This is a genomic window from Cupriavidus sp. FW306-01-F10A (assembly GCF_058782785.1).
In genome coordinates this window covers 261,596-284,001 of sequence record NZ_JBYSYA010000003.1, presented here as the reverse complement: position 1 = coordinate 284,001, position 22,406 = coordinate 261,596, and the positions used below count along the sequence as shown (strand labels likewise).

Here is a 22,406-nt window from a genome sequence, read left to right as displayed (position 1 = left end):
CTTTGACTCAGAAGGCCGGAACCGAAGTCGCCGCGTCGCGGTACACCTGGCGACCTCCGACATGGGTGGCAATGGCGTGGAGATTCTGGATGTCGACTTCAGGCACCGCCCGATAGTCTCCCGACAACACCACGAAGTCGGCCAGCTTGCCCTTTTCGATCGAGCCCTTGGTATCGGCCTCGCCGTTCAGGTCGACATAGTTGATGGTGAACATGCACAGCACGTCGGCGCGTCGCACGCGCTCGTCCGGACCATAGACGCCGTCGGTGATCGTGTCGCGGGTAATGAAGTGATACATCCCCCAAAACGGATTGACCGACATGTTCACGGAGTCGGTGCCGCCGACGAGCTGGAAGCCGGCATCCATGAAGGTCTTCACGGGGGTCACGTGTTCCGCTCGGTCGTGCCCCCAGTACTTCGATAGCACCGGTGCCGCAACGTACAGGTGGGCCTACACGGACAGCCTAGCGCCCAGAGCGCGCACACGCTCAAGCTGCTCCTTGCGGAACCACGAATGCATGCTCGATGGTCCAGCCTCTGACAGCACCCGGGCTCGCCTTGTCAAGGCTTTCCCACGCTGCCAGGACCTGGTCCAGCGCCGCATCGCCAACCACGTGAACGGCTAGCCGCGCGCTAGGCCTGGCTTCTCCGTGCCTACGGCTATGCAAACCCAGACCGGTCAAACGCAAGACAAGGGGGGATTTTGCATAGCAGTTGTTTCGAGGCGCGGGCGCGCGACCGTGTATGCCTTGGAGGTAAGCGGCAAAGCAGGAAGCGAAGAGCCCCAGGACAAGACATTTCAAAAGGACATTAATGTCCAGGAAGGCGCTTTAATGTCTAGAACGGGACTTTAATGTCTTGGAAGGACTTTAATGTCCGAGGTCAAATGGCCCGCCCATCTCCTATACTCCGCATGCCACCTTTCATCCGGAGCCAAACCATGGATTACACCCCCGGCATCAGCCAGCTCGCCGGCCTGCTCGCCGATCCCGGCCGCGCGGCCATGCTGTGGGCGCTGATGGACGGCAGCGCCCGGCCCGCCGGCGAGCTGGCGCTGATCGCCGGGCTGTCGGCCTCCTCCACCAGCGGCCACCTGGCGCGCTTGACCGAAGGCGGGCTGCTGGTGGCCGAGACGCGCGGGCGCAACCGCTACTACCGCCTGGCCGCGCCGGAGATCGGCGTGGCGATCGAGGCGCTGGCGTCGGCGTCGCTGGCCAGCCAGCCGCCGCGGCTGCGCGACGTGCCGGTATCGCGCACCGCGCCACCGGCGCTGCGCCAGGCGCGCACCTGCTACGACCACCTGGCGGGCGAGCTGGCGGTGGGCCTGTTCGAGCGGATGACGCATTCAGGCTGGCTGATGCTGGACGGACAGCGCGTAGACCTGAGCGGCGACGGCGCGCAGGCGCTGGCGGGGCTGGGTGTCGACGTGGAGGCGGCGCGGCGCAAGCGGCGCCAGTTTGCCTGCACCTGCCCGGACTGGAGCGAGCGCAAGCCGCACCTGGGCGGCGCGCTGGGCGCGGCGCTGTTGGGCAGCCTGCTGGCGCGCGGCTGGGTCGAGCCCACGCGCACCTCGCGCGCGTTGCGCGTGACACCGGCCGGCCAACGCGAGATCATGCGCATCGCGGCCTAGGAGACCGCAGCAAACGGAGAAAAAAGATGGCCACACCACTGGACGACGACACGCAGGACGCGATTGCGCGTTTCTTCGCCCTGATCAACCTTGGCGACAGCGCGCAGACCTCGGCGCAGCTGTCGATGTTTGAAGATGCCCTGCTCGATGCCGAGGACGATGACACCGATGGCCAGGAACTGCTGTGGGTGATCCGCGAGGTCATCGACTGGCAGTCCGGGTTCTTTGTCGACTGGAAGGATGCCCAGTCCTTTATCGGCTGCCTGAACCAGCTATGCGAACGGATCGACCTGGAGATCGACTGGGGCAGCGATGACCCCGAGGAAGAAGCCTTCCTGGAGACCACCAGCGTGCCGGAACTGATGGAGCTGGCGCACAACCAGTTGCGCGTGGCCGGCTATACGCTGTGGAACTGGGATACCGGCGGCGACGCCTACGGCGGCTGGATCACGCGCAGCGAGGACGACGAGGAAATGCTGGATCTTGCCGAAGTGCTGCACTTTGACGTGCGGCCGGCCGAGCAGCCTTATTGACCGATGCCTGCGAGCGGAGGCCGCGGCAGCTAAGCGTTCTCCCTCCGCTTGCCGGACGGGCGCCGCGCCTCCGGCACCCCCAGCGTCTGCTCCAGCACGTCCAGCAGCACCCGCACGCTGGCCGGCATCAGCTTGCGCGCCGGCATCAGCACGTAGACCTTCAGCGGCGATGAGGCATAGCCCGGCAGCACGCGCACCAGTTGCCCCTGCCCGACCGCATCCTGCACGAAGCGCGGCGACAGCCGCGTCACGCCCAGCCCGTCGAGCGCCGCCTTGAGCCGCAGCTCGGCGTTATGGGTGCAGATGCGCGGCTCGACATCCAGGCGTGCAATCTCCACGCCGTCGCGCAGGAACTCCCAGTGCCGGTCGTCGGCGTTGCCCAGCGTGGGCCACCCCTGCAGGTCCTGCGGCGTGCGCGGCAGCCCGCGCGCCTTGATCAGTGCCGGCGCGGCATAGAAAGCGCGTTCAACCAGGACCACGCGCTTGCTGGCGAACGAGGTGTCGTGCAGCGCGGTGTCGGTCATCACGAACGCCAGGTCGTAGCCGTGGCGGATCAGGTCGGGCTGGTCCCAGCTGACATCGACCTGCACGCGCAGGCCGGGGTGGGCGCGCAGCACGCGCGTCAGGCTTTCGGACAGATGCTGGGAGCCGACTTCATAGGGGGTGGAGATGCGCAGCAGGCCGCTGACTTCGGCGCTGTCCGAGGTGGCCTCGGCACTGATTTCATGGAGTTCGGCGAACAGCGGCGCCACGCGCTCATACAGGCGCTGGCCGCGTTCGGTCACGCGCACGCGGCGCGTGGTGCGTTCGAACAGGCGGATGCCAAGCTGGCTTTCCAGCCGCGCCACCGCGGCGCTGGCGGAAGATTTGGGTACCTCTGCCAGCTCGGCCCCCTGGGTGAAGCCGCCGCCTTCCACCACGCGGCAAAAAATCTCCCAGTCCTTCCATTCGATTGTCTTCATGCGGCGCCTCGTCATTGCGGTGCGCCGCGATTGTCCCACAGCGCGAACCATGGCGCTGTGGGCAGCGTCCCTTAATCGAACAGGATCACCGAGCGCGCCAGCTCGCCGCGGCGCAGTTCGTCGAAGGCATCGTTGATGCGCTCCAGCGGCAGGCGCTGCGCAATCAGTTCGTCCAGGTGCAGGCGGCCGGCCATATAGAAGTCCACCATGCGCGGCATGTCCACCGGAAAGCGGTTGGATCCCATCAGCGAACCCTGGATGCGCTTCTCGGCAAGGAAGTCACTGCCCTTCAGTTCGATCTTGACGCCGGGCGCGATCATGCCGATGACCGTGGCGGTGCCGCCCCGGCGCAGCATGGCAAAGGCCTGCTCGGTAGTCTGCTTCAGGCCGATCGCCTCGAAGGCATGGTGCACGCCGCCGCCGGTGAGGGTGCGCACGGCATCCAGTACGTCTGCATTGCCGGCGTCGATCACGTCGGTCGCGCCGAACTTGCGCGCCAGCTCCAGCTTGGCCGGCACGCGGTCGATGGCGATGATGCGCCCGGCACCGGCAATGGCGGCGCTGTTGACCGTGGCCAGCCCGATGCCGCCGCAGCCGATCACGGCAACGGTCTCGCCCGGCTGCACCTTCGCGGTATGGATCACCGCGCCCATGCCGGTGGTGACCGCGCAGCCGATCAGCGCGGCGCGGTCCAGCGGCATGTCGCGCCGTATTGCCACCAGCGCGTGCTCATGGATCAGCATCTGCTCGGCAAAGGCCGACAGGTTCAGGAACTGGTTCAGCGGCCCGCCCTGGCGGGCCATCAGGCGTGGCTCCTCACCTTCGCGGCGGCGGGTATCGGGCTCAATGCACAGCGAAAGGTGGCCGGTCAGGCAGTGCTCGCAATGGCCGCAGTATGCCGACAGGCAGGTGATCACGTGGTCGCCGGGCTTGACCGTGCGCACTTCGGCGCCGACCTGCTCGACCACACCCGCGGCCTCGTGGCCCAGGATCGCCGGCATCGGGTACGGGTAGGCACCGTCCAGGAAATGCAGGTCCGAGTGGCACACGCCCACGGCGGCGGTGCGCACCAGCACCTCGCGCGGGCCGGGCTTGCCGATGGCAACGTCTTCGATAATCAGCGGGGTCTTGGGTTGATGCAGGACAGCGGCTTTCATGAAGCTCCTTTGCGGCAGGCAACGAAGCGGAAAACCATACGCCCAAACCCGGGTTCAGGAAAGGCGCGGTGCAGCACCGCAGTCAGGTTTACAACTCTTCCTTGATCGGGAGCACGCGCAGCACGCCAATGCCCAGATGCTGCAGCGGACCCATGCCGGGTTCGCTGTCATAGACCATGAGCTGCCCTTTCTCGCGCGTGGTCCAGGTCAGGCGCCGGTTGCCGCCGTCGCCATCGGTCTGCATGCCGACGCGGTAGGCCATGTCGAGCAGCCCGTGCTCGGTGGACTTGATCATGCGCTCGGCCAGGGCCGGGCTGTCCAGCACGACGCCCATCTCGGTATTGAGCTTGGCCGAGCGCGGGTCCATGTTGAGCGAGCCGATGAATACCAGGTGCCGGTCGACGATGTAGTTCTTGGCATGCAGGCTGGCGCGGCTGGACGACAGCCATGAGCGCGAGCGCGAACCGCGCGCGGCCTTGCCGCTGCTTGCCAGTTCGGCGTAGGCGCTGGGCTTGAGCTCGTACAGCTCGACGCCCGCGGCCACCAGCGCCAGCCGGTGCGGGGCGTAGCCGGCATGCACCGGGCTGACATCGGTGGCGGCAAACGAGTTGGTCAGGATGCGCACGCGGATGCCGCGCTTTGCCAGGGCGATCAGCCAGGCCTCGCCGTCGTCGTCCGGCACGAAGTACGGCGAGATCAGCAGCACTTCCTTCTGCGCGCCGTTGATCATTTTCTCGAGCCGGGCGGTGGCGTGCCCGGGGTCGTCGTCGGTCTGGTGCGTAATCTTGGCGGCCTTGTCGGAGACCACGACAGCCTTGCCGCTGTAGGCAGGCATGCGGCCGCTCTCGATGCCCTTGGCCAGGCCGGACTCCAGCAATTCCTTCACGTAGGGGCTGGCGACGGCCTGGTCGCCGCGTGCTTCCAGGCCCTTGCGCAGGCTGCGCATCTCCACCGGCGCTTCCTTGCCTGCGGGGATCAGCGCCACCACCGGGTATGAGGACTGGTCGTTCCAGTATTCGTCGAACACGGCCGATACCTGCGGTACCGCCGGTCCGGCAATCAGCACATCAAGGTCGCTGAAATCCATGTCGGTGCGCGCGGAGAAGTAGGCATCGCCGACATTGCGCCCGCCCACCAGCGACATCTGGTTGTCCACCGTCATCGACTTGTTGTGCATGCGCCGGTCCAGCCGCTTGAAGCCTGCCAGCATTTCCAGCCAGCGCACGCTGCGGTTGGCAAACGGATTGAACAGGCGCACCTCGATATTGGGATGCGAATCGATGGCCGACAGGATTTTGTCCATGCCGCCGGTATGCAAGTCGTCGAGCAGCATGCGCACGCGCACGCCGCGGTCGGCCGCGTCGATGATGTCGCCCAGCACGGCGGCGCCGGTGCCGGTGGTTTCGAAGATATAGGTCTGCAGGTCCAGGCTGCGCTGCGCCGCACGCGCCATCGCCAGCCGCGCAGCGAGCGCGTCGGGCCCGGACGACAGCGGATAGAACAGCGATTCGCCGGGGCGCTGGGCAAGGCGCGGCGCCAGCACCTTGCCCAGCGGAGTATCGGCGGTACTGGCCGGGGCGCTCGAGGGGGTGCGCTGCGCCGAGGCCGGCAGGCTGGCGCACCCTGCCAGCAGCCCGGCCACCAGCGCCGACCCCAGCATGGCCGCCGTCAGCCGGCGCAGGCCCCGGCTGGCGCCCGCGTGTGCCGCGGCACGGCTTGACCGGGTATCGAACGGAATATGGCAGAGCGTCTGGAACATCCGTAAGGTCCCCCTGCGGCGGGATGGAATGGAGCTGGCCCCGCGCGCCGGCCGGCATGCAGCGCCTGCTACCTCGCACGATATACCGCGCGCCGCTGCCGTGGCAGCGGTGCCATTCCTGTTCCGCGCCGGGTGTTTGTCCTACACCTCATTGCACAGGCACGCGGCGACGCGGCGGATGCAGCACACCTGGCGGCCCACAGCCCGCGCAGCGGCTTTCCCTGCACAGCGATTTCTCTTATGATGCCGCCCAATATACCGGCCGGTAGAACCGGGAGGAGGCACTGGCGGCGGGCCGCCGCGACCCGTGCGGCTGGCGCTTCGGCACAGCTTGCCGCCTCTCGGCGATGCCGGCATAGTTGCGCGCCTTCGCGCCTTTTGTCCTGGCGCGCGCCCAGACCGGATCCTGATGTCAAGCCAACCTTCCCAGCCCACCTCTTCCGGCGCCCCCGCGCCGACGCTGCGCCGCACCCTGCGGGCACGCCATCTCACCATGATCGCCATCGGCGGCTCGATCGGCACGGGGCTGTTTGTGGCCTCGGGTGCCACCATCGCGCAGGCCGGCCCCGGCGGCGCCCTGGCCGCCTATATCCTGATCGGGGCGATGGTCTATTTCCTGATGACCAGCCTGGGCGAGCTGGCGGCCTATATGCCGGTGTCGGGCTCGTTCGCCACCTATGGCGCGCGCTATGTCGATGAAGGCTTCGGCTTCGCGCTCGGCTGGAACTACTGGTACAACTGGGCGGTGACCATCGCCGTGGAACTGGCCGCGGCCCAGCTGGTGATGCAGTACTGGTTCCCCGACACGCCGGGCGTGCTGTGGAGCGCGCTGTTCCTGGGCCTGATGTTCCTGCTTAACGCGATCTCGGTGCGCGGCTTCGGCGAGGCCGAGTACTGGTGCGCGCTGGTCAAGGTGGTGACGGTGATCGCCTTTATCGGCATCGGCACGCTGATGATCTTCGGCATCCTGCGCGGCGACGTGTCGGCCTCCCACGGACTGGCCAACCTGACCACCGGCGACGCGCCCTTCGTCGGCGGCCTGCCGGCGCTGATCGGCGTGGCCATGATCGCCGGCTTCTCGTTCCAGGGCACCGAGCTGATCGGCGTCGCCGCCGGCGAATCGGCCGATCCGGCCAAGAACATCCCGCGCGCGGTGCGCCAGGTTTTCTGGCGCATCCTGCTGTTCTATGTGCTGGCGATCCTGATCATCGGCATCCTGATCCCCTACACCGACCCGAACCTGCTCAAGAACGACGTGCAGACCGTGGGCGTCAGCCCGTTCACGCTGGTGTTCCGCCATGCGGGCCTGGCCTTTGCGGCAGGCGTGATGAACGCGGTGATCCTGACCGCGGTGCTGTCGGCCGGCAATTCGGGCATGTATGCCTCCACCCGCATGCTGTACAACCTGGCCACCGAAGGCCGCGCGCCGCGCATCTTTGCGCAGCTGACGCGCAACGGCGTGCCGCTGATGGCGCTGCTGGCCACCACCGCGGTGGGCGCGCTGTGCTTCCTGACCTCGCTGTTCGAAAGCAGGTCGGTCTACCTGTGGCTGCTGAACCTGTCCGGCATGACCGGATTTATCGCGTGGCTGGGCATTGCGGTCAGCCATTACCGCTTCCGCAAGGGCTTTGTCGCACAGGGGCTGGACCTGGACCGGCTGCCTTACCGCTCGCCGTTCTTCCCCTACGGGCCGATCTTCGCCTTTGCGCTGTGCCTGATCGTGACGCTGGGGCAGAACTACCAGGCCTTCACCAGCGGCAAGATCGACTGGGTCAGCGTGGCCGCCACCTATATCGGCATCCCGATCTTCCTCCTGATCTGGCTGGGTTACCGCATTGCGCGCAAGACGCGCTTCGTGTCCTATGCCGAGATGCAATTCCCCGCCCTGCCGGCCAGACGCGATGCCGCCCCGGCCCGCGCCGCCGTGCCGGCAATCGGTGAATAAGCGCCAATCCCGGGCGCTTCACAACCAGCAGTACACAAAAGCAAGAAAGCACAACAACAAGGAGCATCGCTTTGAAGAAAGCAATCCGCATGAGCATGCTGGCGCTTGGCGCCTGCATGGCACTGAGCCTGTCCGCGCACGCCGCGCCGACGCTGGTGGAATCGGTGCAGGGCTATACCCTGAAGCAGGACAAGGTCACCAGCTTCACCGGCCTGGTGTTCGACCAGGGCAAGGTGCTGGCCACCGGCGACGCCGCCGCGCTGCGCGCGCAGTACCCCGATGCCAGACGCATCGACGGCCACGGCAAGACCCTGCTGCCGGGCCTGATCGACGCCCACGGCCATGTGTTCCGCCTGGGCTTCAAGACCACCGAGATCTCGCTGTCCGGCACCAGGACGCTGGCCGACGCGCAAGGCATGATCCGCGCCTATGGCGACAAGAACCCGCAGCGCAAGTGGCTGCTGGGCTATGGCTGGAACCAGGTGAACTGGAAGCTGGGCCGCTTCCCGACCGCGGCCGAGCTGGACGCGGCGGTGTCGGACCGCCCGGTGCGGCTGGTGCGCGTGGACGGCCACGCCGCGTGGCTCAACACCAAGGCGCTGCAGGCCGCCGGCATCACGCGCGACACCAGGGACCCGGCCGGCGGACGCATCGAGCGCGATGCCAACGGCAACCCCACCGGCGTGCTGGTCGACAAGGCCATGGCGCTGGTCAACAGCGTGATCCCGCCGTACAGCGACGACGATCGCCGCGCCGCACTGGCCGCCTCGCTCGCGCACATGAGCGCGCTCGGCCTGACCGCAGCGGGCGACGCCGGCGTGACCGTTGCCGAAGACAAGATCTACCGCGAGTTCGCCGACCAGGGCAAGCTGACCACGCGCATCTACGGCATGATCCGCGACACCGGCGACGACTTCAAGGCGCTGTCGGCCAAGGGGCCGCTGGTGGGCTATGGCAACGACCGCTACTACCTGCGCGCGGTCAAGCTGTATGGCGACGGCGCACTGGGCAGCCGCGGCGCCGCGCTGATGGCACCGTACTCGGACGACCATGTGCACAGCGGCCTGCTCTTCATGAGCGATGCCGCCATGCAGACCGCGGTCAAGAGCGCGATCAAGGCCGGCTACCAGGTCAACATCCACGCCATCGGCGATGCCACCAACCACCAGGTGCTGGATGCCATGGAAGCGGCCTACAAGGACGTGGGCGGGCGCCAGCTGCGCAACCGCGTCGAGCACGCGCAGGTGATCGCGCTGTCGGACATCCCGCGCTTCAAGACGCTGGACCTGATCGCCTCGATGCAGCCCACCCACGCCACCAGCGACATGAACATGGCCGAAGACCGCGTCGGCAAGGACCGCATCAAGGGCGCTTACGCCTGGCAGACGCTGCTCAAGCAAGGCACCGTGATCGCGGGCGGCTCGGACTTCCCGGTGGAATCGGCCAACCCGTTCTACGGCCTGCACGCCGCGGTCACCCGCACCGACCATGAAGGCCGCCCGATCCGCGGCTGGCATCCGGAAGAGGCCATGACCCTGCCGCAGGCATTCCGCGCCTTCACGCTGGACGCGGCCTATGCCGAGCACCAGGAGAAGACGCTGGGCTCGCTCGAAGCCGGCAAGTGGGCCGACTTCATCCTGGTCGACCAGGACCTGTTCAAGGCCAAGCCGGCAGACATCTGGAAGACCCAGGTGCTGGAGACCTGGGTGGCGGGTGAGCGGGTGTACGCGAAGGACGGCAAGCGCTGAGCGTTTCCCACGCATCCCGCGCGCACGCGGTAAATCTCACCCGCTAGCCATGGCTGGCGCTCCCCCTCCCGCACGCGGGAGCGGGGAGCTCCCAGACCGCATCAGTCGCCTGCACGGCAGAGATCGGCCCTCAGATCGTCCAGCGACTCAAACCTGCGCAACCCGCCGGCCCGCGCTTGCCTCAGCGCAGCAATAGTCGCCGCATTTGGCGTCATCAACGCCAAGGGAAGTGCCTTGTCGGTTGCTATGCGCTTCAACAGCATGCGCACTGCGTCGGACACCGTCAGGCCCATCGCTTCCAGCACGGCAGAAGCCTTTTCCTTGGGTTCGCAGATCAATCCGGACACGAATGTTCGACATGGCCATGGCAGGCTCCAGTGATCGATAAGGGAGTCAGGGAGCCTAGCGCGAACGGCTACGCCAGCCATCCGTTGCTTTCACCGCAACACCCCTTCCCACACCTTGACCCTCGCAACCGGCTTAGGCATCATTCGGCCTTTTCCTAAATGCGAATTATTCGCATTTGTATTCTACATTTACATACAGGTTTGCCTGTCTCCTGCCCTCTGCGGGTCCCCTCATGAATCGTCAAGTCATTCGCGCCGCGCGCCTGCGCGCACCGAAACCCCGCCATCTCGCCGTGCTGGCGCATGTGGCCGTCCTGGCCGGCTTCCCGGCAACCGCCGCACTGGCGCAGCAAGCCGCGGCGCCAGCGGATGCGCAGTCGCTGCCCGCGGTGACCGTCAGCGCCTCGGCGGTCGACGATTCCGGCCTGCAGCTTGAGAAAAAGGCCAGCACCGGCGCGCTGGGCTCGCGCACGCAGCTCGACACCCCGTACTCCACCACCATCGTCACCGGCGAAGACCTGGCCGACCGCCAGGTGGCCAAGCTGGGCGATGTGTTTGCGATGGATGCGTCGGTCAGCGACAACGGCAACGGCTACAACAGCTGGTCCAGCTACCTGAGCGTGCGCGGCCTGCAGATCGACTGGCAGAACGGCTTCAAGATCAACGGGCTGCCGTTCGTGGCCTACGGCATCACGCTGCCCTATGAGCACATGGAGCAGGTGGAACTGCTCAAGGGGCTGCCGGGCTTCATGTACGGTTTTGCCACCCCGGGCGGCATCGTCAACTACGTCACCAAGAAGCCGACCGACACCTTCACCGCCTCGTTCGAACTGGGCTACCGCGCCGCCAATGTCTGGAGCGAGCACGTCGACCTGGGCGGGCGCGCCGGCCCGAACAGTATGTTCGGCTACCGCCTGAACGTGACGCACGAGGAAGGCACGCCCTACAACGCGCGCAATATCAAGCGCGACAGCGTCTCGCTGGGCCTGGATGCGCGCCTGACCAGGGACCTGACCTGGACCTTCGACTCGATCTACCAGGACCGCCGCGCCACTGGCCAGATGCCGTCGTTCAGCCTGTGGAGCTACGGCGACGCGGCCCTGCCGGCCGCGGTGTCCGGCCGCATCCGCAACTTCGCCGGTGCCGACCAGCACCTGAACACCAACCTGCAGCTGTACAGCACCGGCCTGCGCTACCAGATCAATCCTGACTGGGCGGCCAGCACCAACTACAGCTTCACCAAGGTCAACCGCAGCCGCAACGAAAGCACCTACAACCTGCTGAACCAGGCCGGCGACTACAGCGACCAGCGCTACGACACCGCGCAGAACCAGCAGGTGGGCCAATGGCAGGCGATGCTGGAAGGCAAGTTCCGCACCGGGCCGTTCGGGCACCAGCTGGTGGCGGGCCTGTCGTGGCAGAAGCAGATCGACCGCTATGACAACAACGGCTTCGGCGCCGTCATCGGCACCGGCAACATCTTCGAGCCCAACACCAACACGTACTACAGCTCGACCGCCTTCAACAAGGTGCGCAACAGCGACATTACGCAGAAGTCGGTGTTCGCCAGCGACACCGTGCAGCTGAGCGAGCGCTGGTCGGTGCTGGCCGGCCTGCGCGTGACCAACTTCGAGCAGAACGGCTACGTGCCGGTGAGCTCCAGCTACAGCAAGAACGGCGTGGTCACGCCCACGCTGGCGCTGATGTTCAAGCCGGTGCCCACGGCCACGGTCTACGCCAGCTACGTGGAAGCGCTGGAGCCCGGCTCGATCGTGCCGGATGGCTACACCAATGCACGCCAGCTGCTCAGCCCGATCCGCAGCAAGCAGTATGAAGTCGGCGTCAAGGCCGACCAGGCCGCCTGGAGCGCCACCGCCGCCGCCTTCCGCATCGAGCGCGGCGCCGAGTACGACAGCATCAACGGCGGCGTGCCGACGCGCCAGCAGGACGGCACCTCGATCTACCAGGGGCTGGAACTGGCCGGCGTGTACCGGCTGGGCCCGCAGTGGGAATTCGGCGCGAGCGCGATGTACCTGGACTCGTACTACGACAAGGGCCTGGCCAACAACGGCAAGCGCGTCGCCGGTGCGCCTGACCTGGTGCTGGCGGGACGCATCAGCTACCGCGTGCCCTTCGTGCCAGGCCTGCGCCTTGGCGTCGATGGCAAGTACACCGGCAATACCAAGCTGAACGCGGGCAATACGCTGGACGCCGGCGGCTACACGGTGTTCAATCTCGGCGCGAGCTACAACACCCGCGTCGCCGGCAAGGACCTGACGCTGCGCGCCGCGCTGAACAACGTGACCAACAAGCGCTACTGGGGCTTCCAGTACGAGAACTACATCCAGCCGGCCGATCCGCGCAGCGTGAGCCTGACGGCGAAGATTGCTTATTGAGATTGGCCGGAGCGCAAGGCCGCCCGCAGAAGCCCCGCTTCCGCAGGCGTCTGCCTTCAGTCAACCTTGACGTTCAGGTCTTTCACCACGCCAGCCCATTTGGCCAGCTCGGCGTTGACGAAGCGGCTGAGCTCAGCCGGGGTGCTGCTGGCCGGCGTCGCCCCTTCCCCGTTGAAGCGCTGAACAAGCTTCGGCGACGCCAGTGACCTGGCGACGGCCCGGTTCAGCGCATCGATCACCGGCTGGGGCGTATTCTTCGGTGCCAGCAATGCATTCCAGGTATTGATCTCGAAGCTGCCGAAGCCCGGCACTTCACGCATGGCGGGAACATCCGGCAGTTGCGGCGACCGCTCCCTGGTGGTCACGGCGATGGCGCGCAGCCTGCCGGCCTTTACCTGCGGCAGGGCGCCAGGCAGCGTGGCGAAGCTCAGTTGCGTCTCGCCGGCGATCACCGAAGTATTGGCAAGCGCTCCGCCCCGATACGGCACATGCACCAGCTTGGCATTGGCGCTCTGGGCAAACATCGCGCCGGCCAGGTGGACCGGCGAACCGTTGCCGCTGGATGCGTAGTTCAGCTCTCCCGACTTCTTCCGGGCCAGCGCCACCAGGTCAGGCACGTTCCTGGCGGGCAGGTTCGGGGTCGTGATCAGCACTAGCGGGATCGAGGCGACCATGCTGACCGGCGCAAAGCCGCTGACCGGCTCGTAGCCCAGCGTTTTCTTGTACAGGGCTGGGTTGATGCCGTGGCTCGACACGGTTGCCATGAACAGCGTATAGCCATCCGGCGCCGACTGCTGCACATAGGCGGCGGCCGAGTTGCCGGCCGCGCCGGGCTTGTTCTCGATGATCACCGACTGCTTCAGCTCGCTGGCCAGTTGTTCGGCCAGCGCCCGCGCCAGGATGTCAGTGGTGCCCCCGGCCGCATAGCCCACCACGATACGGATGGGCTGTTGCGGATATTGGGCCGCCGCGTGCCCTGCCAGGCCCAGGCCGGCCACGGCCATCGCGAGGACAAGCCTCTGCTTCGTGTTCATGCCATGTCTCCTCTCTTTTGTATGTGTCCCCACGTCATGCGTGGCGGCATTGCCGATACTCCCGGAGCTCCGGGATGTAACGCTTATTGGCCCTTGAAAGCGGGGCTGCGCTTTTCGGCGAAGGCGCGCTTGCCCTCGCGGTAATCGTCGCTGGCGAAGCACTGCATGACGAGCTGCTGCATGCCCGCGATATCGACCTGCGGGCCCAGCTGCTGCAATTGACGAATCATGCGTTTGCCGGCGCGCAGCGTGAGGGGCGCGTTGGCGGCAATCTGGTCCAGGCGCGCCTGCAGCGCCGTGTCGAGGTCGGCCGCATCGGTTACGTGGTGGACCAGGCCAAGGGCCTTGGCGTCGGCCGCCGAATAGCGGTTGGCGGTCAGGAAGATTTCGAGCGCATTGGCGGCGCCGACCGTGCTGACCAGATTCCGGATTGCGGTGAGCCGGTAGCCCAGGCCGAGCTTGCCGGCCGGGATGGCGAAGGTGCTGTCGCCCGACGCAATCCGGATATCGCAGCACAGGGCAATATTCAGGCCGCCGCCGATGCAATAGCCCTTGATCCTGGCGAGGGTCGGCTTGGCGTAGTCGTAGAGGGCCAGCTGGGCGGCCTCGGCCACTTGCTCATAGGCCGCGACGGCCTCTTCGCCGGAGCGCAGGCTGTCAAACTGCGCGATGTTTGCCCCGCTCACGAAGGCGCGTTCTCCGGCGCCAGTCAGCACTACCGAGCGCACTTCGTCGTCCTGCTCGAACGCTGCGAGCGCCTGGGGCAGTGCCGCCCACATGTCGAACGAGACGGCGTTGTGGCGGCCAGGGTCGTTGAAGGTAATCCAGCCGGTGCGGCCGCGTTTTTCCACCAGCAGGGTATCGGTAATCTCGCCTTGCAGTATGCGTGTCGTGGTCATGTTGTCTTTCCAGGCGCTCGGGCCTTATGTCTTTCAATACCGTTGGTCAAGTGGTAGCGCATGGCGGCGCGCGCCTGGTCGGCGTTCCCCACGGCAATGGCGTCGAAGATCGCGTGGTGCTCCTGCTCGACTTCCGCGATGCGCGTGGTCCCGGTCGAGGTGGAGCGCAGCGTGCGCACGGAGTCGTGGAGCACATGGCTCAGATGCGCCATCAAGCGGATGAAGTACGGATTGTTGGTCGCGTTGCCGACCGCGAGGTGGAAATCGAGTGCGGTGTCCGCGCCCTTTTCCCAGTCTCCGCCCGCTTCATCGACCTTCGCCAGCGCCAGTCGCAGCGCCTCCAGCTGCGCGGGCGTGCGGAACCGCGCCGCCAGCGCGGCCGCGCCCGATTCGATCTCGACGCGCAGCTGGAAGACATGCTCGAGCGCATCCTCATGCAGCAGCTCGTCGGTGACGATCTCGAAGTTGCGCTGCCCGATGCCCTGCGCCACGAACGTGCCGGTGCCGCGCCGGGTTTCAACGTAGCCGGCCAGCTTCAGGCGCGCGATGGCCTCGCGCACGACATTGCGGCTCACGTCGAACGCGGTGGCCAGCTCGTTCTCCGTGGGCAGCTGCTGCCCGTGGGCCAGGGTCCCGTCCAGGATGCGCTGGCGGATCTGGTGCGCGATCTCGTCGGGCAGGTTGTCCGGCCGGCGCAGGCTCGTGAATCCGCGAATCTCCATGCCAAGTTGGGCCTTCATCAGAATCTCCGTCATGTCCGTGGCCCCGGAAGCGGGGCAATCATGGCGGATATGGTAGCGCTCAATCAGATGACCCCCTGCGCTGCAAGCGCTTCGATCCGCGCGTAATCCAGGCCGAGCAGCGAACGGTACACGTCGTGGTTGTGCTCACCGCTCTCCGGTGCCGGCGCCAGTTCGCCCAGCGAGGTCCGGCTCAGGATCACCGGCTGGCCGACCACGGAGATCGTGCCCAGCCTGGGGTGCTCGATGGGCTGGCTCATGCGCAGATGTTCGACCTGCGGATCGGCGAAGGCCTCGTTCATGCTGAGGATGGGGCCGCACGGCACCCCTTCGCGATTCATGCGGCCGATCCATTCCTCGGTGGTGCGCGTGCGCGTGCGCTCGGCGATCGCGGCGTTCAGCGCCGGGCGATTGCGGGCACGCAACGGCACCGTCAGGAAGCGCTCGTCCGCGATGAGTTCAGGCACGTCGAGCACCTTGCACAGCCGCGCGAAGATGTCGTTGCCCATGGCGGCGATATTCATGTAGCCATCCTGCGTCGGGAACACGCCGGTCGGGCTGCTGGTGGGATGATCGTTGCCGCTCTGGCCCGGCACCTCGCCATTCATCAGCCAGCGCATGGCCTGGAAGTCCATCATCCACAGCTGCGATTGCAGCAGGGAGGTCTGCACCCACTGGCCCTGGCCGGACACTTCGCGTTCCAGCAGCGCCACCATCAGGCCGATCGCGCAGAACAGGCCGGCGGTCAGGTCCGCAACGGGAATCCCCGCGCGCATCGGTCCGCGCCCGGGTTCGCCCGTGACCGACATCATGCCGGAGATTCCTTGCGCGATCTGGTCCAGGCCCGGGCGCTCGTGGTACGGACCATCCTGCCCGAACCCCGATACGCTGCCATAGACGATGCGCGGATTGACCTTGCGCAGCGACTCATAGTCGATGCCCAGCTTGAACTTCACGTTGGGCCGGTAGTTCTCCACCACCACATCGGCCTTGCGCACCAGTTCCAGGAACAGCGCGCGCCCCTCCGGATGCTTGAGGTTGAGCGTAATGCTCTGCTTGTTGCGATGGGTGTTCTGGTAATCGGCAAATTGCGCCGAACCGCCAGGCTTGTCATCGGGCGCCTGGCCCGGCTCTTCGATCTTGATGACGGTCGCCCCCCAGTCGGCGAACTGGCGCACGGCGGCCGGACCGGAGCGCACGCGCGTGAGGTCAAGTACGGTGAATCGGGAAAGCGGACCATGCCCCAAAGTTATCTCCAATTTTGTCTCTTTGCCAGGCATCTACAGATGGGATGTTGGACATCCTATATTCAGGATCTGCACGAATCAAGCCGGGGGTAAACCCCTGAGGACATCCCGGAGTGGACGAAAAGACTTCAGGGAAAGCGAATGTTGACAATCACGAAACCGTGATCTACAACATCGTCTACACACCAAATCAATTTTGTAGACAATTTTGTAGTCAATAAAAAGCAGCTTTCCACCGGCGCACACCAAAGAGCCAAACGGCCGCATGTCGCCTATCGTCAAGACACACATCTGCCAGGAGACTCAGATGATGCAAACGACCGCAACCCCCGCCGACGCACCGCAGGTGCAGGCGGGGCATGCCGCACACGGCAACGCCCTGATCAAGCCGGGCTATGACGAACGCCTGACCAACGAGGACCTGGCGCCGCTGCGCAAGCAGACCTGGGGCACCTACAACATCTTTGCCTTCTGGATGTCGGACGTGCACAGCGTGGGCGGCTACATCACTGCCGGCAGCCTGTTCGCGCTGGGGCTGACCAGCTGGCAGGTGCTGGTGTCGCTGCTGGTCGGCATCCTGATCGTGCAGTTCTTCTGCAACCTGGTGGCCAAGCCCAGCCAGGTGACCGGCACACCCTATCCGGTGATCTGCCGGGCCTCGTTCGGCGTGCTCGGCGCCAACATCCCGGCGGTGATCCGCGGGCTGATCGCAGTGGCCTGGTACGGCATCCAGACCTACCTGGCTTCCAGCGCGTTCCTGCTGCTGGCGCTGCACTTCTTTCCCGCGCTGGCGCCGTATGCCGACGTGAAGCTGCACGGCTTTGCCGGGCTCTCCACGCTGGGCTGGGGCGCATTCATGGTGCTGTGGGTGCTGCAGGCGCTGGTGTTCTGGACCGGCATGGAGACCATCCGCAAGTTCATCGACTGGGCCGGCCCGGCGGTCTACGTGGTGATGATCGCGCTGGCGATCTGGCTGGTGAACAAGGCCGGCTGGGAGAACGTCAATTTCACGCTGAGCTTCGTCAAGTACACCGGCTGGGAATCGGTGCCGGTGATGCTGAGCGCGATCGCGCTGGTGGTGTCGTATTTCTCCGGCCCGATGCTGAACTTCGGCGACTTCTCTCGCTATGCCAAGGACTTCAAGTCGGTCAAGCGCGGCAATTTCTGGGGCCTGCCGGTCAACTTCCTGGGCTTCTCGCTGCTGACCGTGATCACGACCTCGGCCACGCTGCCGGTGTTCGGCAAGCTGATCACGGACCCGGTGGAGACCGTCAGCCATATCGACAGCACCTTCGCCATGCTGCTGGGCGCGTTCACCTTCATGACCGCCACCATCGGCATCAATATCGTCGCCAACTTTGTTTCGCCGGCATTCGACTTCTCCAACGTCTCGCCCAAGCACATCAGCTGGCGCACCGGCGGCATGATCGCGGCCGTGGCGTCGATCTTCATCACGCCGTGGAACCTGTACAACAACCCGGCGGTGATCCACTACACGCTGGACGTGCTGGGCGCCTTCATCGGCCCGCTGTTCGGCATCCTGATTGCTGACTACTACCTGGTGCGCCGCCAGCATGTCGACGTCGACGACCTGTACACGCTGAACCCGCGCGGCCGCTACTGGTACCGCAACGGCTTCAACCCGGCGGCGGTGGCCACCATGATCCCGGCGGCCATCATCCCGATCCTGTGCGTGGTAGTGCCGGCCTGGCAGTCCGCGGCCAACTACAGCTGGTTTATCGGCATGGGCATTGCGCTGGTGCTGTACCGGCAACTGGCGCCGCGCATGATGCCCGGCCACTTCGGCAGCCGCGCCGCCAGCCAGGCCTGATCTCCGGAACCATTCTTTCGACTGCACGATTTCGACCGCACTTAGCAGAGCCGCGCCCATGAAGCTGAAGATCATCAACCCCAATACCACCCAGAGCATGACCGACAAGATCGGGCAGTGCGCCGTCGCCGTGGCGGCACCGGGCACGCGCATCAGCGCGGTCAGCCCGCGCATGGGACCGGCTTCCATCGAAAGCCACTATGACGAAGCCCTGTCCGTGCCCGGCATACTCGACGAGATCCTGGCCGGCGAGCAGGAAGGCATGGACGGCTACGTGATCGCCTGCTTCGGCGACCCCGGCCTGTACGCCGCGCGCGAGGTGGCGCGCGGACCGGTGATCGGCATTGCCGAGGCCGCCATGCATATGGCCAGCGTGGTCGGCAGCAGCTTCAGCGTGGTGACCACGCTGGCGCGCACCTGCAATATCGCCTGGCACCTGGCCGAGCGCTACGGCATGAAACGCTTCTGCAACAACGTGCGCGCCTGCGACCTGCCGGTGCTGGAACTGGAGCGCCCGGGCTCGGACGCGCGCCGCATCATCACCGAGGCCTGCCGCCAGGCGCTGGTTGAAGACCGCAGCGAATGCATCGTGCTGGGCTGCGCCGGCATGACCGACCTGTGCGACGAGATCGCCGACGCCATCGGCGCGCCGGTGATCGACGGCGTGGTGTGCGCGGTCAAGATGGCCGAGGCGCTGGTCTCGGTGCGCCTGGGCACCAGCAAGCGCGGCGACTGGGCGCGGCCGCTGCCCAAGGCGTATGCGGGCATGCTGGCCCCTTATGCGCTGAACTGAACCGTATGACTTCCCGACCCATTTCCGACTCCACCACCATGCTCCAGTCCCGCTATCCACGCGATCTCATCGGTTACGGCGCCCGGCCGCCGCACGCCCGCTGGCCGGGCGGCGCGCGCGTTGCGCTGCAGTTCGTCCTCAACTACGAAGAAGGCGGCGAAAACTGCGTGCTGCACGGCGATGCTGCCTCCGAGCAGTTCCTTTCCGAGATCGTCGGCGCCGCGGCCTACCCCGACCGCCACATGAGCATGGAGGGCATCTATGAATACGGCTCGCGCGCCGGCGTCTGGCGCATCCTGCGCGAGTTCGAGAAGCGCGGCCTGCCGCTGACCGTCTTCGGCGTATCGATGGCGCTGCAGCGCCATCCTGAACTGACCCGCGCCTTGGTCGAACTGGGCCACGAGATCGCCTGCCACGGCTGGCGCTGGATCCACTACCAGGGCATCGACGAAGCCACCGAGCGCGAGCACATGCGCATCGGCATGCAGATCATCAAGGACCTGACCGGCGAACTGCCGCTGGGCTGGTACACCGGCCGCGACAGCCCCAACACGCGCCGCCTGGTGGTGGAGCACGGCGGCCTCCTGTACGACTCGGACTACTACGGCGACGACCTGCCCTTCTGGACCGAGGTCGAAGTCACTGGCGGCGAGAAGAAGCCACACCTGGTGGTGCCGTACACGCTCGACTCCAACGACATGCGCTTTGCCACGCCGCAGGGCTTCAATACCGGCGAACAGTTCTTCCAGTACCTGAAGGATGCGTTCGACGTGCTGTACGAGGAAGGCGACCCGAGCGGCCAGGACAGCCCCAAGATGCTGTCGATCGGCATGCACTGCCGCCTGCTCGGCCGCCCGGGCCGCTTCCGCGCGCTGCAGCGCTTCCTCGACTATGTGCAGGGTCACGACAAGGTGTGGATCTGCCGCCGTGTCGACATCGCCCGGCATTGGGCGCAGGTGCATCCGTTCGAAGCCGCCGGTGGTGCCGCAGCCGTGGGCACGATGCGCGAGGAAGTTGCTCCGGCCTGACAAATGCCGTCCATGTCGCCATATTTGTGTACGATATAGCCGTCTTTCGTCGCCAGTTCCGGCGACAGGCTGAATGTCCGTCCCCTGATATGGCAACCACATCGAAGAAGGCGGCGCCCGGCGCGGCAGCAAAAACGCCGCGCCGGCCCGCGTCCAAGGCAACCCTGAAAACGGCACCCAAGGCCGCCGCCAATGCCGCGCCGGAGGAAAGTGCCGGCCCGGAGGCCGCCGCCAGCGAGGCTTCCGCCACCGAGGCGATCTACCTCAGCCTGCTGACCGCGATCATGGAGCACCGCCTGCTGGCCGGCACCAAGCTGGTCGAGGAACGGCTGTGCGAAGTGACCGGCGCCAGCCGGGCCCGCATCCGCCAGGTCTTCGCGCGCCTGGCGCATGAGAAGCTGGTCACGCTGGTGCCCAATCGCGGCGCCTTTGTCTCCAGCCCCACGGTGGACGAGGCACGCGAGGTGTTCCAGGCGCGCCGCGTGGTCGAGCCCGCGCTGGCGGCCGAACTGGCCCAGCGTGCCACGCCGGCCAAAGTCCGCAGCCTGCGCCGCCATGCCATGGAAGAAGACAACGCGCGCGGCCGCGGCGACCGCGCGGCGATGATCCGCCTGTCAGGGGAATTCCATATCCTGCTCGCGGAGATGGCCGGCAATGCCATCCTCGAAAAGCTGATCCGCGAAATGGTGTCGCTGACCTGCCTGATCATCACGCTGTACGACCGCCCCGGCGCGCCGGCCTGCGCCGAGCATGAGCACCGCCAGCTGATCGACGCCATCGAGCAGCGCGACGCCGCGCGCGCCAGCGCGATGATGGCGCAACACCTGGAACACATCGAAGGCTCGCTCGACCTGAGCGTGCCCGACAGCGGCGCGCCGGACTTCTACAGCATCTTCAGCAAGGGTTGACGCCCTGCCCTCGCACGCCCAGGCAGGCATTGCACTCCGCGCCCGGCAGCCTAGACTGGCTGCATAACAACGCGCGCAATGCGCCGCAGGGAGGTGCGCCATGGCTGCCACTGCCGAACCCGTCACAACCGCGCGTGCGCCGCTGGCCTTTGAGCGGCTTTACGCGGATGCCGCCGGCGAATCCCACTTTGCCCCGCTTTCCGTTGCCATCACCGAGCGCCTGTTCGCGCCACCGGCGCGCGCCTTCTGGGTGTCGCCGCTGGACGAAGCCGCGCGCCAGGGCTTCCTGCTGGTGCCGGCCGGCTGGGTGGGCGCACTGCACCCGTCGCCGCTGCGCATGTGGATCTTCGTTCTGGCCGGTGCGATGGAGTTCGAAGCCAGCGACGGCGAACGCCGGCCGCTGTCGGCAGGCAGTGCGCTGCTGCTGGAAGACACCACGGGCAAAGGGCATCTGAGCAAGGTCGTCGGGCCAGCCGATGCCACGCTGGCCGTGGTGCAATTGCCGGCCCGCGACGGCTGAATCCGCGGCCCGCCTGGCCAGGCTGCGGAGGACGCAACGCCACCACCGGAGACGCCCATGAATGCTCCCGATCCAGCGGCTTCACCCGGGCCAGCGCCGCAGATGGTGCCCAACGGCTATCGGCAAGGCATCATCACCGCGATCACGGTGCTGCTGGGCTTTTCGCTGGCGTTCTGGCGCTTCTGGGGCTTCGAAAGCCCTGGCCACTGGAACCTGCGCGCGCTGTTCGCGGCGGTATCGCTACTGGCCGCCGTGTCGCTGCAGATCGTCGCGCTGTTCCGCGCGCTGCGCATCGAGGACGGTGCGGTGGACGAGTACCGCAGGACGGTACGATGGTTTATCGCGTCGGCCATCGCACTGCTGCTCGGGCTGGCCGTGGCGATGGTCGATGCGGCGCTCGGCCCGTAGGCTGTCCGCGGCTATGGTGCTTGCCGTCGATGCAAGCAACCGCGCAGTTCCGTTCCTGGTGCCGCCATGCCGCGCGGCGCGCGATCCTTCAGTTGCCGAGGATCTCGATGCTGCCGACGCGCTCCGGATAGAAGGCCAGGTACGAGCCCATGGCGGCGACCGCGGCGTAAGGCGCTTCATAGCTCCACACCGCATTGCGCGAACGCTCGCCGCCTGCGGGAACGGAGAAGTAGCTGCAGTCGCCCTTGTACGGGCAGTATGTAGCGTGCGCGGTACGCTCCAGCTGCGCCATGTCGACATGCGCGCGCGGGATGTACTGCACCGGCGGGTAGGCCGCCTCTTGCAGGGTCAGCGCAGCGTCGCTGTCGGCAATGGTGACGCCCGCCACCTTGACCACGACCCTGCCGGCGGTCGGCGTGATGGTGATCGGATGGTCGGGGCCGGGGATCTTGACAGGCTTGTCGGACATGGTCGTCCTCCTGGGGGCATCGCCACGGTGGCTGCAGGCATTCTAGGCGCTT

General features: G+C 66.4%; 21 protein-coding genes. 11 read left to right on the top strand and 10 right to left on the bottom strand.

Features of this window, described 5'->3' with window-relative positions; genetic code table 11:
* Positions 1-7: 7 nt before the first annotated feature.
* A complete protein-coding gene (locus AC3WLF_RS06820; RefSeq protein ID WP_492357981.1) occupies positions 8-388 on the bottom strand; it encodes an amidohydrolase family protein in 381 nt (126 codons plus the stop codon).
* 552 nt (positions 389-940) lie between these two features.
* Here AC3WLF_RS06820 and AC3WLF_RS06815 point away from each other — a divergent pair.
* Entirely contained in the window at positions 941-1,630 is a 690-nt protein-coding gene (locus AC3WLF_RS06815; protein WP_492318243.1) for an ArsR/SmtB family transcription factor, read from the top strand.
* 26 nt (positions 1,631-1,656) lie between these two features.
* A complete protein-coding gene (locus AC3WLF_RS06810; protein WP_010810742.1) occupies positions 1,657-2,163 on the top strand; it encodes a DUF6630 family protein in 507 nt (168 codons plus the stop codon).
* Positions 2,164-2,192: 29 nt separating this feature from the next.
* Here the strand turns inward: AC3WLF_RS06810 and AC3WLF_RS06805 are convergent, their stop codons facing one another.
* The 3 genes from AC3WLF_RS06805 to AC3WLF_RS06795 all read right to left on the bottom strand — a co-directional run bounded on the left by AC3WLF_RS06805 (position 2,193) and on the right by AC3WLF_RS06795 (position 6,041).
* Positions 2,193-3,125 (bottom strand): LysR family transcriptional regulator, encoded by a 933-nt coding sequence (locus tag AC3WLF_RS06805; protein WP_492355888.1) that lies wholly within the window; start codon positions 3,123-3,125, stop codon positions 2,193-2,195.
* A gap of 71 nt (positions 3,126-3,196) precedes the next feature.
* On the bottom strand, positions 3,197-4,282 hold the full coding sequence (locus tag AC3WLF_RS06800; RefSeq protein ID WP_492318241.1) for a Zn-dependent alcohol dehydrogenase: 1,086 nt from the start codon (positions 4,280-4,282) through the stop codon (positions 3,197-3,199).
* Between the two features lie 88 nt (positions 4,283-4,370).
* Positions 4,371-6,041 carry a phospholipase D family protein gene (locus tag AC3WLF_RS06795; RefSeq protein ID WP_492318240.1) on the bottom strand — a complete coding sequence of 557 codons (1,671 nt, stop codon included), beginning with the start codon at positions 6,039-6,041 and terminating at the stop codon, positions 4,371-4,373.
* A 409-nt stretch (positions 6,042-6,450) separates the two neighbouring features.
* On the opposite strand from AC3WLF_RS06795, the gene AC3WLF_RS06790 reads away from it, so the two are divergent.
* Together AC3WLF_RS06790 and AC3WLF_RS06785 are read left to right on the top strand one after the other, a co-directional pair.
* Entirely contained in the window at positions 6,451-7,986 is a 1,536-nt protein-coding gene (locus AC3WLF_RS06790; RefSeq protein ID WP_010810746.1) for an amino acid permease, read from the top strand.
* A 71-nt stretch (positions 7,987-8,057) separates the two neighbouring features.
* On the top strand, positions 8,058-9,734 hold the full coding sequence (locus tag AC3WLF_RS06785) for an amidohydrolase (protein ID WP_492357980.1): 1,677 nt from the start codon (positions 8,058-8,060) through the stop codon (positions 9,732-9,734).
* Positions 9,735-9,835: 101 nt separating this feature from the next.
* Here the strand turns inward: AC3WLF_RS06785 and AC3WLF_RS06780 are convergent, their stop codons facing one another.
* Positions 9,836-10,081, bottom strand: coding sequence for a type II toxin-antitoxin system RelB/DinJ family antitoxin (locus AC3WLF_RS06780; protein WP_492350889.1), 246 nt, complete (start codon positions 10,079-10,081; stop codon positions 9,836-9,838).
* A gap of 233 nt (positions 10,082-10,314) precedes the next feature.
* Between AC3WLF_RS06780 and AC3WLF_RS06775 the strand changes: the two genes are divergently transcribed.
* On the top strand, positions 10,315-12,477 hold the full coding sequence (locus AC3WLF_RS06775) for a TonB-dependent siderophore receptor (protein WP_492357979.1): 2,163 nt from the start codon (positions 10,315-10,317) through the stop codon (positions 12,475-12,477).
* Positions 12,478-12,533: 56 nt separating this feature from the next.
* Here AC3WLF_RS06775 and AC3WLF_RS06770 read toward each other — a convergent pair whose 3' ends face one another.
* The 4 genes from AC3WLF_RS06770 to AC3WLF_RS06755 all read right to left on the bottom strand — a co-directional run bounded on the left by AC3WLF_RS06770 (position 12,534) and on the right by AC3WLF_RS06755 (position 16,397).
* Complete coding sequence (locus AC3WLF_RS06770) at positions 12,534-13,511, bottom strand: Bug family tripartite tricarboxylate transporter substrate binding protein (protein WP_492357978.1); 978 nt, start codon at positions 13,509-13,511, stop codon at positions 12,534-12,536.
* Between the two features lie 83 nt (positions 13,512-13,594).
* Entirely contained in the window at positions 13,595-14,410 is an 816-nt protein-coding gene (locus tag AC3WLF_RS06765) for an enoyl-CoA hydratase (RefSeq protein ID WP_492357977.1), read from the bottom strand.
* A complete protein-coding gene (locus AC3WLF_RS06760) occupies positions 14,407-15,150 on the bottom strand; it encodes a FadR/GntR family transcriptional regulator (protein ID WP_492357976.1) in 744 nt (247 codons plus the stop codon). The genes AC3WLF_RS06765 and AC3WLF_RS06760 overlap by 4 nt, the downstream gene beginning before the upstream one ends.
* Positions 15,151-15,215: 65 nt before the next feature.
* On the bottom strand, positions 15,216-16,397 hold the full coding sequence (locus AC3WLF_RS06755) for a CaiB/BaiF CoA transferase family protein (protein ID WP_492358001.1): 1,182 nt from the start codon (positions 16,395-16,397) through the stop codon (positions 15,216-15,218).
* Between the two features lie 307 nt (positions 16,398-16,704).
* On the opposite strand from AC3WLF_RS06755, the gene AC3WLF_RS06750 reads away from it, so the two are divergent.
* The 6 genes from AC3WLF_RS06750 (at position 16,705) to AC3WLF_RS06725 (ending at position 21,885) form a co-directional block, all read left to right on the top strand.
* Positions 16,705-18,228 (top strand): NCS1 family nucleobase:cation symporter-1, encoded by a 1,524-nt coding sequence (locus AC3WLF_RS06750; RefSeq protein WP_492350892.1) that lies wholly within the window; start codon positions 16,705-16,707, stop codon positions 18,226-18,228.
* 58 nt (positions 18,229-18,286) lie between these two features.
* Positions 18,287-19,021, top strand: a complete 735-nt coding sequence (locus AC3WLF_RS06745; protein WP_492357975.1) for an aspartate/glutamate racemase family protein — start codon at positions 18,287-18,289, stop codon at positions 19,019-19,021.
* 38 nt (positions 19,022-19,059) lie between these two features.
* A complete protein-coding gene (puuE, locus tag AC3WLF_RS06740; RefSeq protein ID WP_492355960.1) occupies positions 19,060-20,049 on the top strand; it encodes an allantoinase PuuE in 990 nt (329 codons plus the stop codon).
* Positions 20,050-20,138: 89 nt separating this feature from the next.
* Entirely contained in the window at positions 20,139-20,957 is an 819-nt protein-coding gene (locus AC3WLF_RS06735) for a GntR family transcriptional regulator (protein ID WP_492318231.1), read from the top strand.
* Positions 20,958-21,057: 100 nt separating this feature from the next.
* A complete protein-coding gene (locus AC3WLF_RS06730) occupies positions 21,058-21,477 on the top strand; it encodes a cupin domain-containing protein (RefSeq protein ID WP_492318230.1) in 420 nt (139 codons plus the stop codon).
* A 57-nt stretch (positions 21,478-21,534) separates the two neighbouring features.
* Complete coding sequence (locus AC3WLF_RS06725; protein WP_492357974.1) at positions 21,535-21,885, top strand: hypothetical protein; 351 nt, start codon at positions 21,535-21,537, stop codon at positions 21,883-21,885.
* 88 nt (positions 21,886-21,973) lie between these two features.
* Here the strand turns inward: AC3WLF_RS06725 and AC3WLF_RS06720 are convergent, their stop codons facing one another.
* Positions 21,974-22,354 (bottom strand): DUF427 domain-containing protein, encoded by a 381-nt coding sequence (locus AC3WLF_RS06720; RefSeq protein ID WP_492318228.1) that lies wholly within the window; start codon positions 22,352-22,354, stop codon positions 21,974-21,976.
* Positions 22,355-22,406 lie beyond the last annotated feature (52 nt).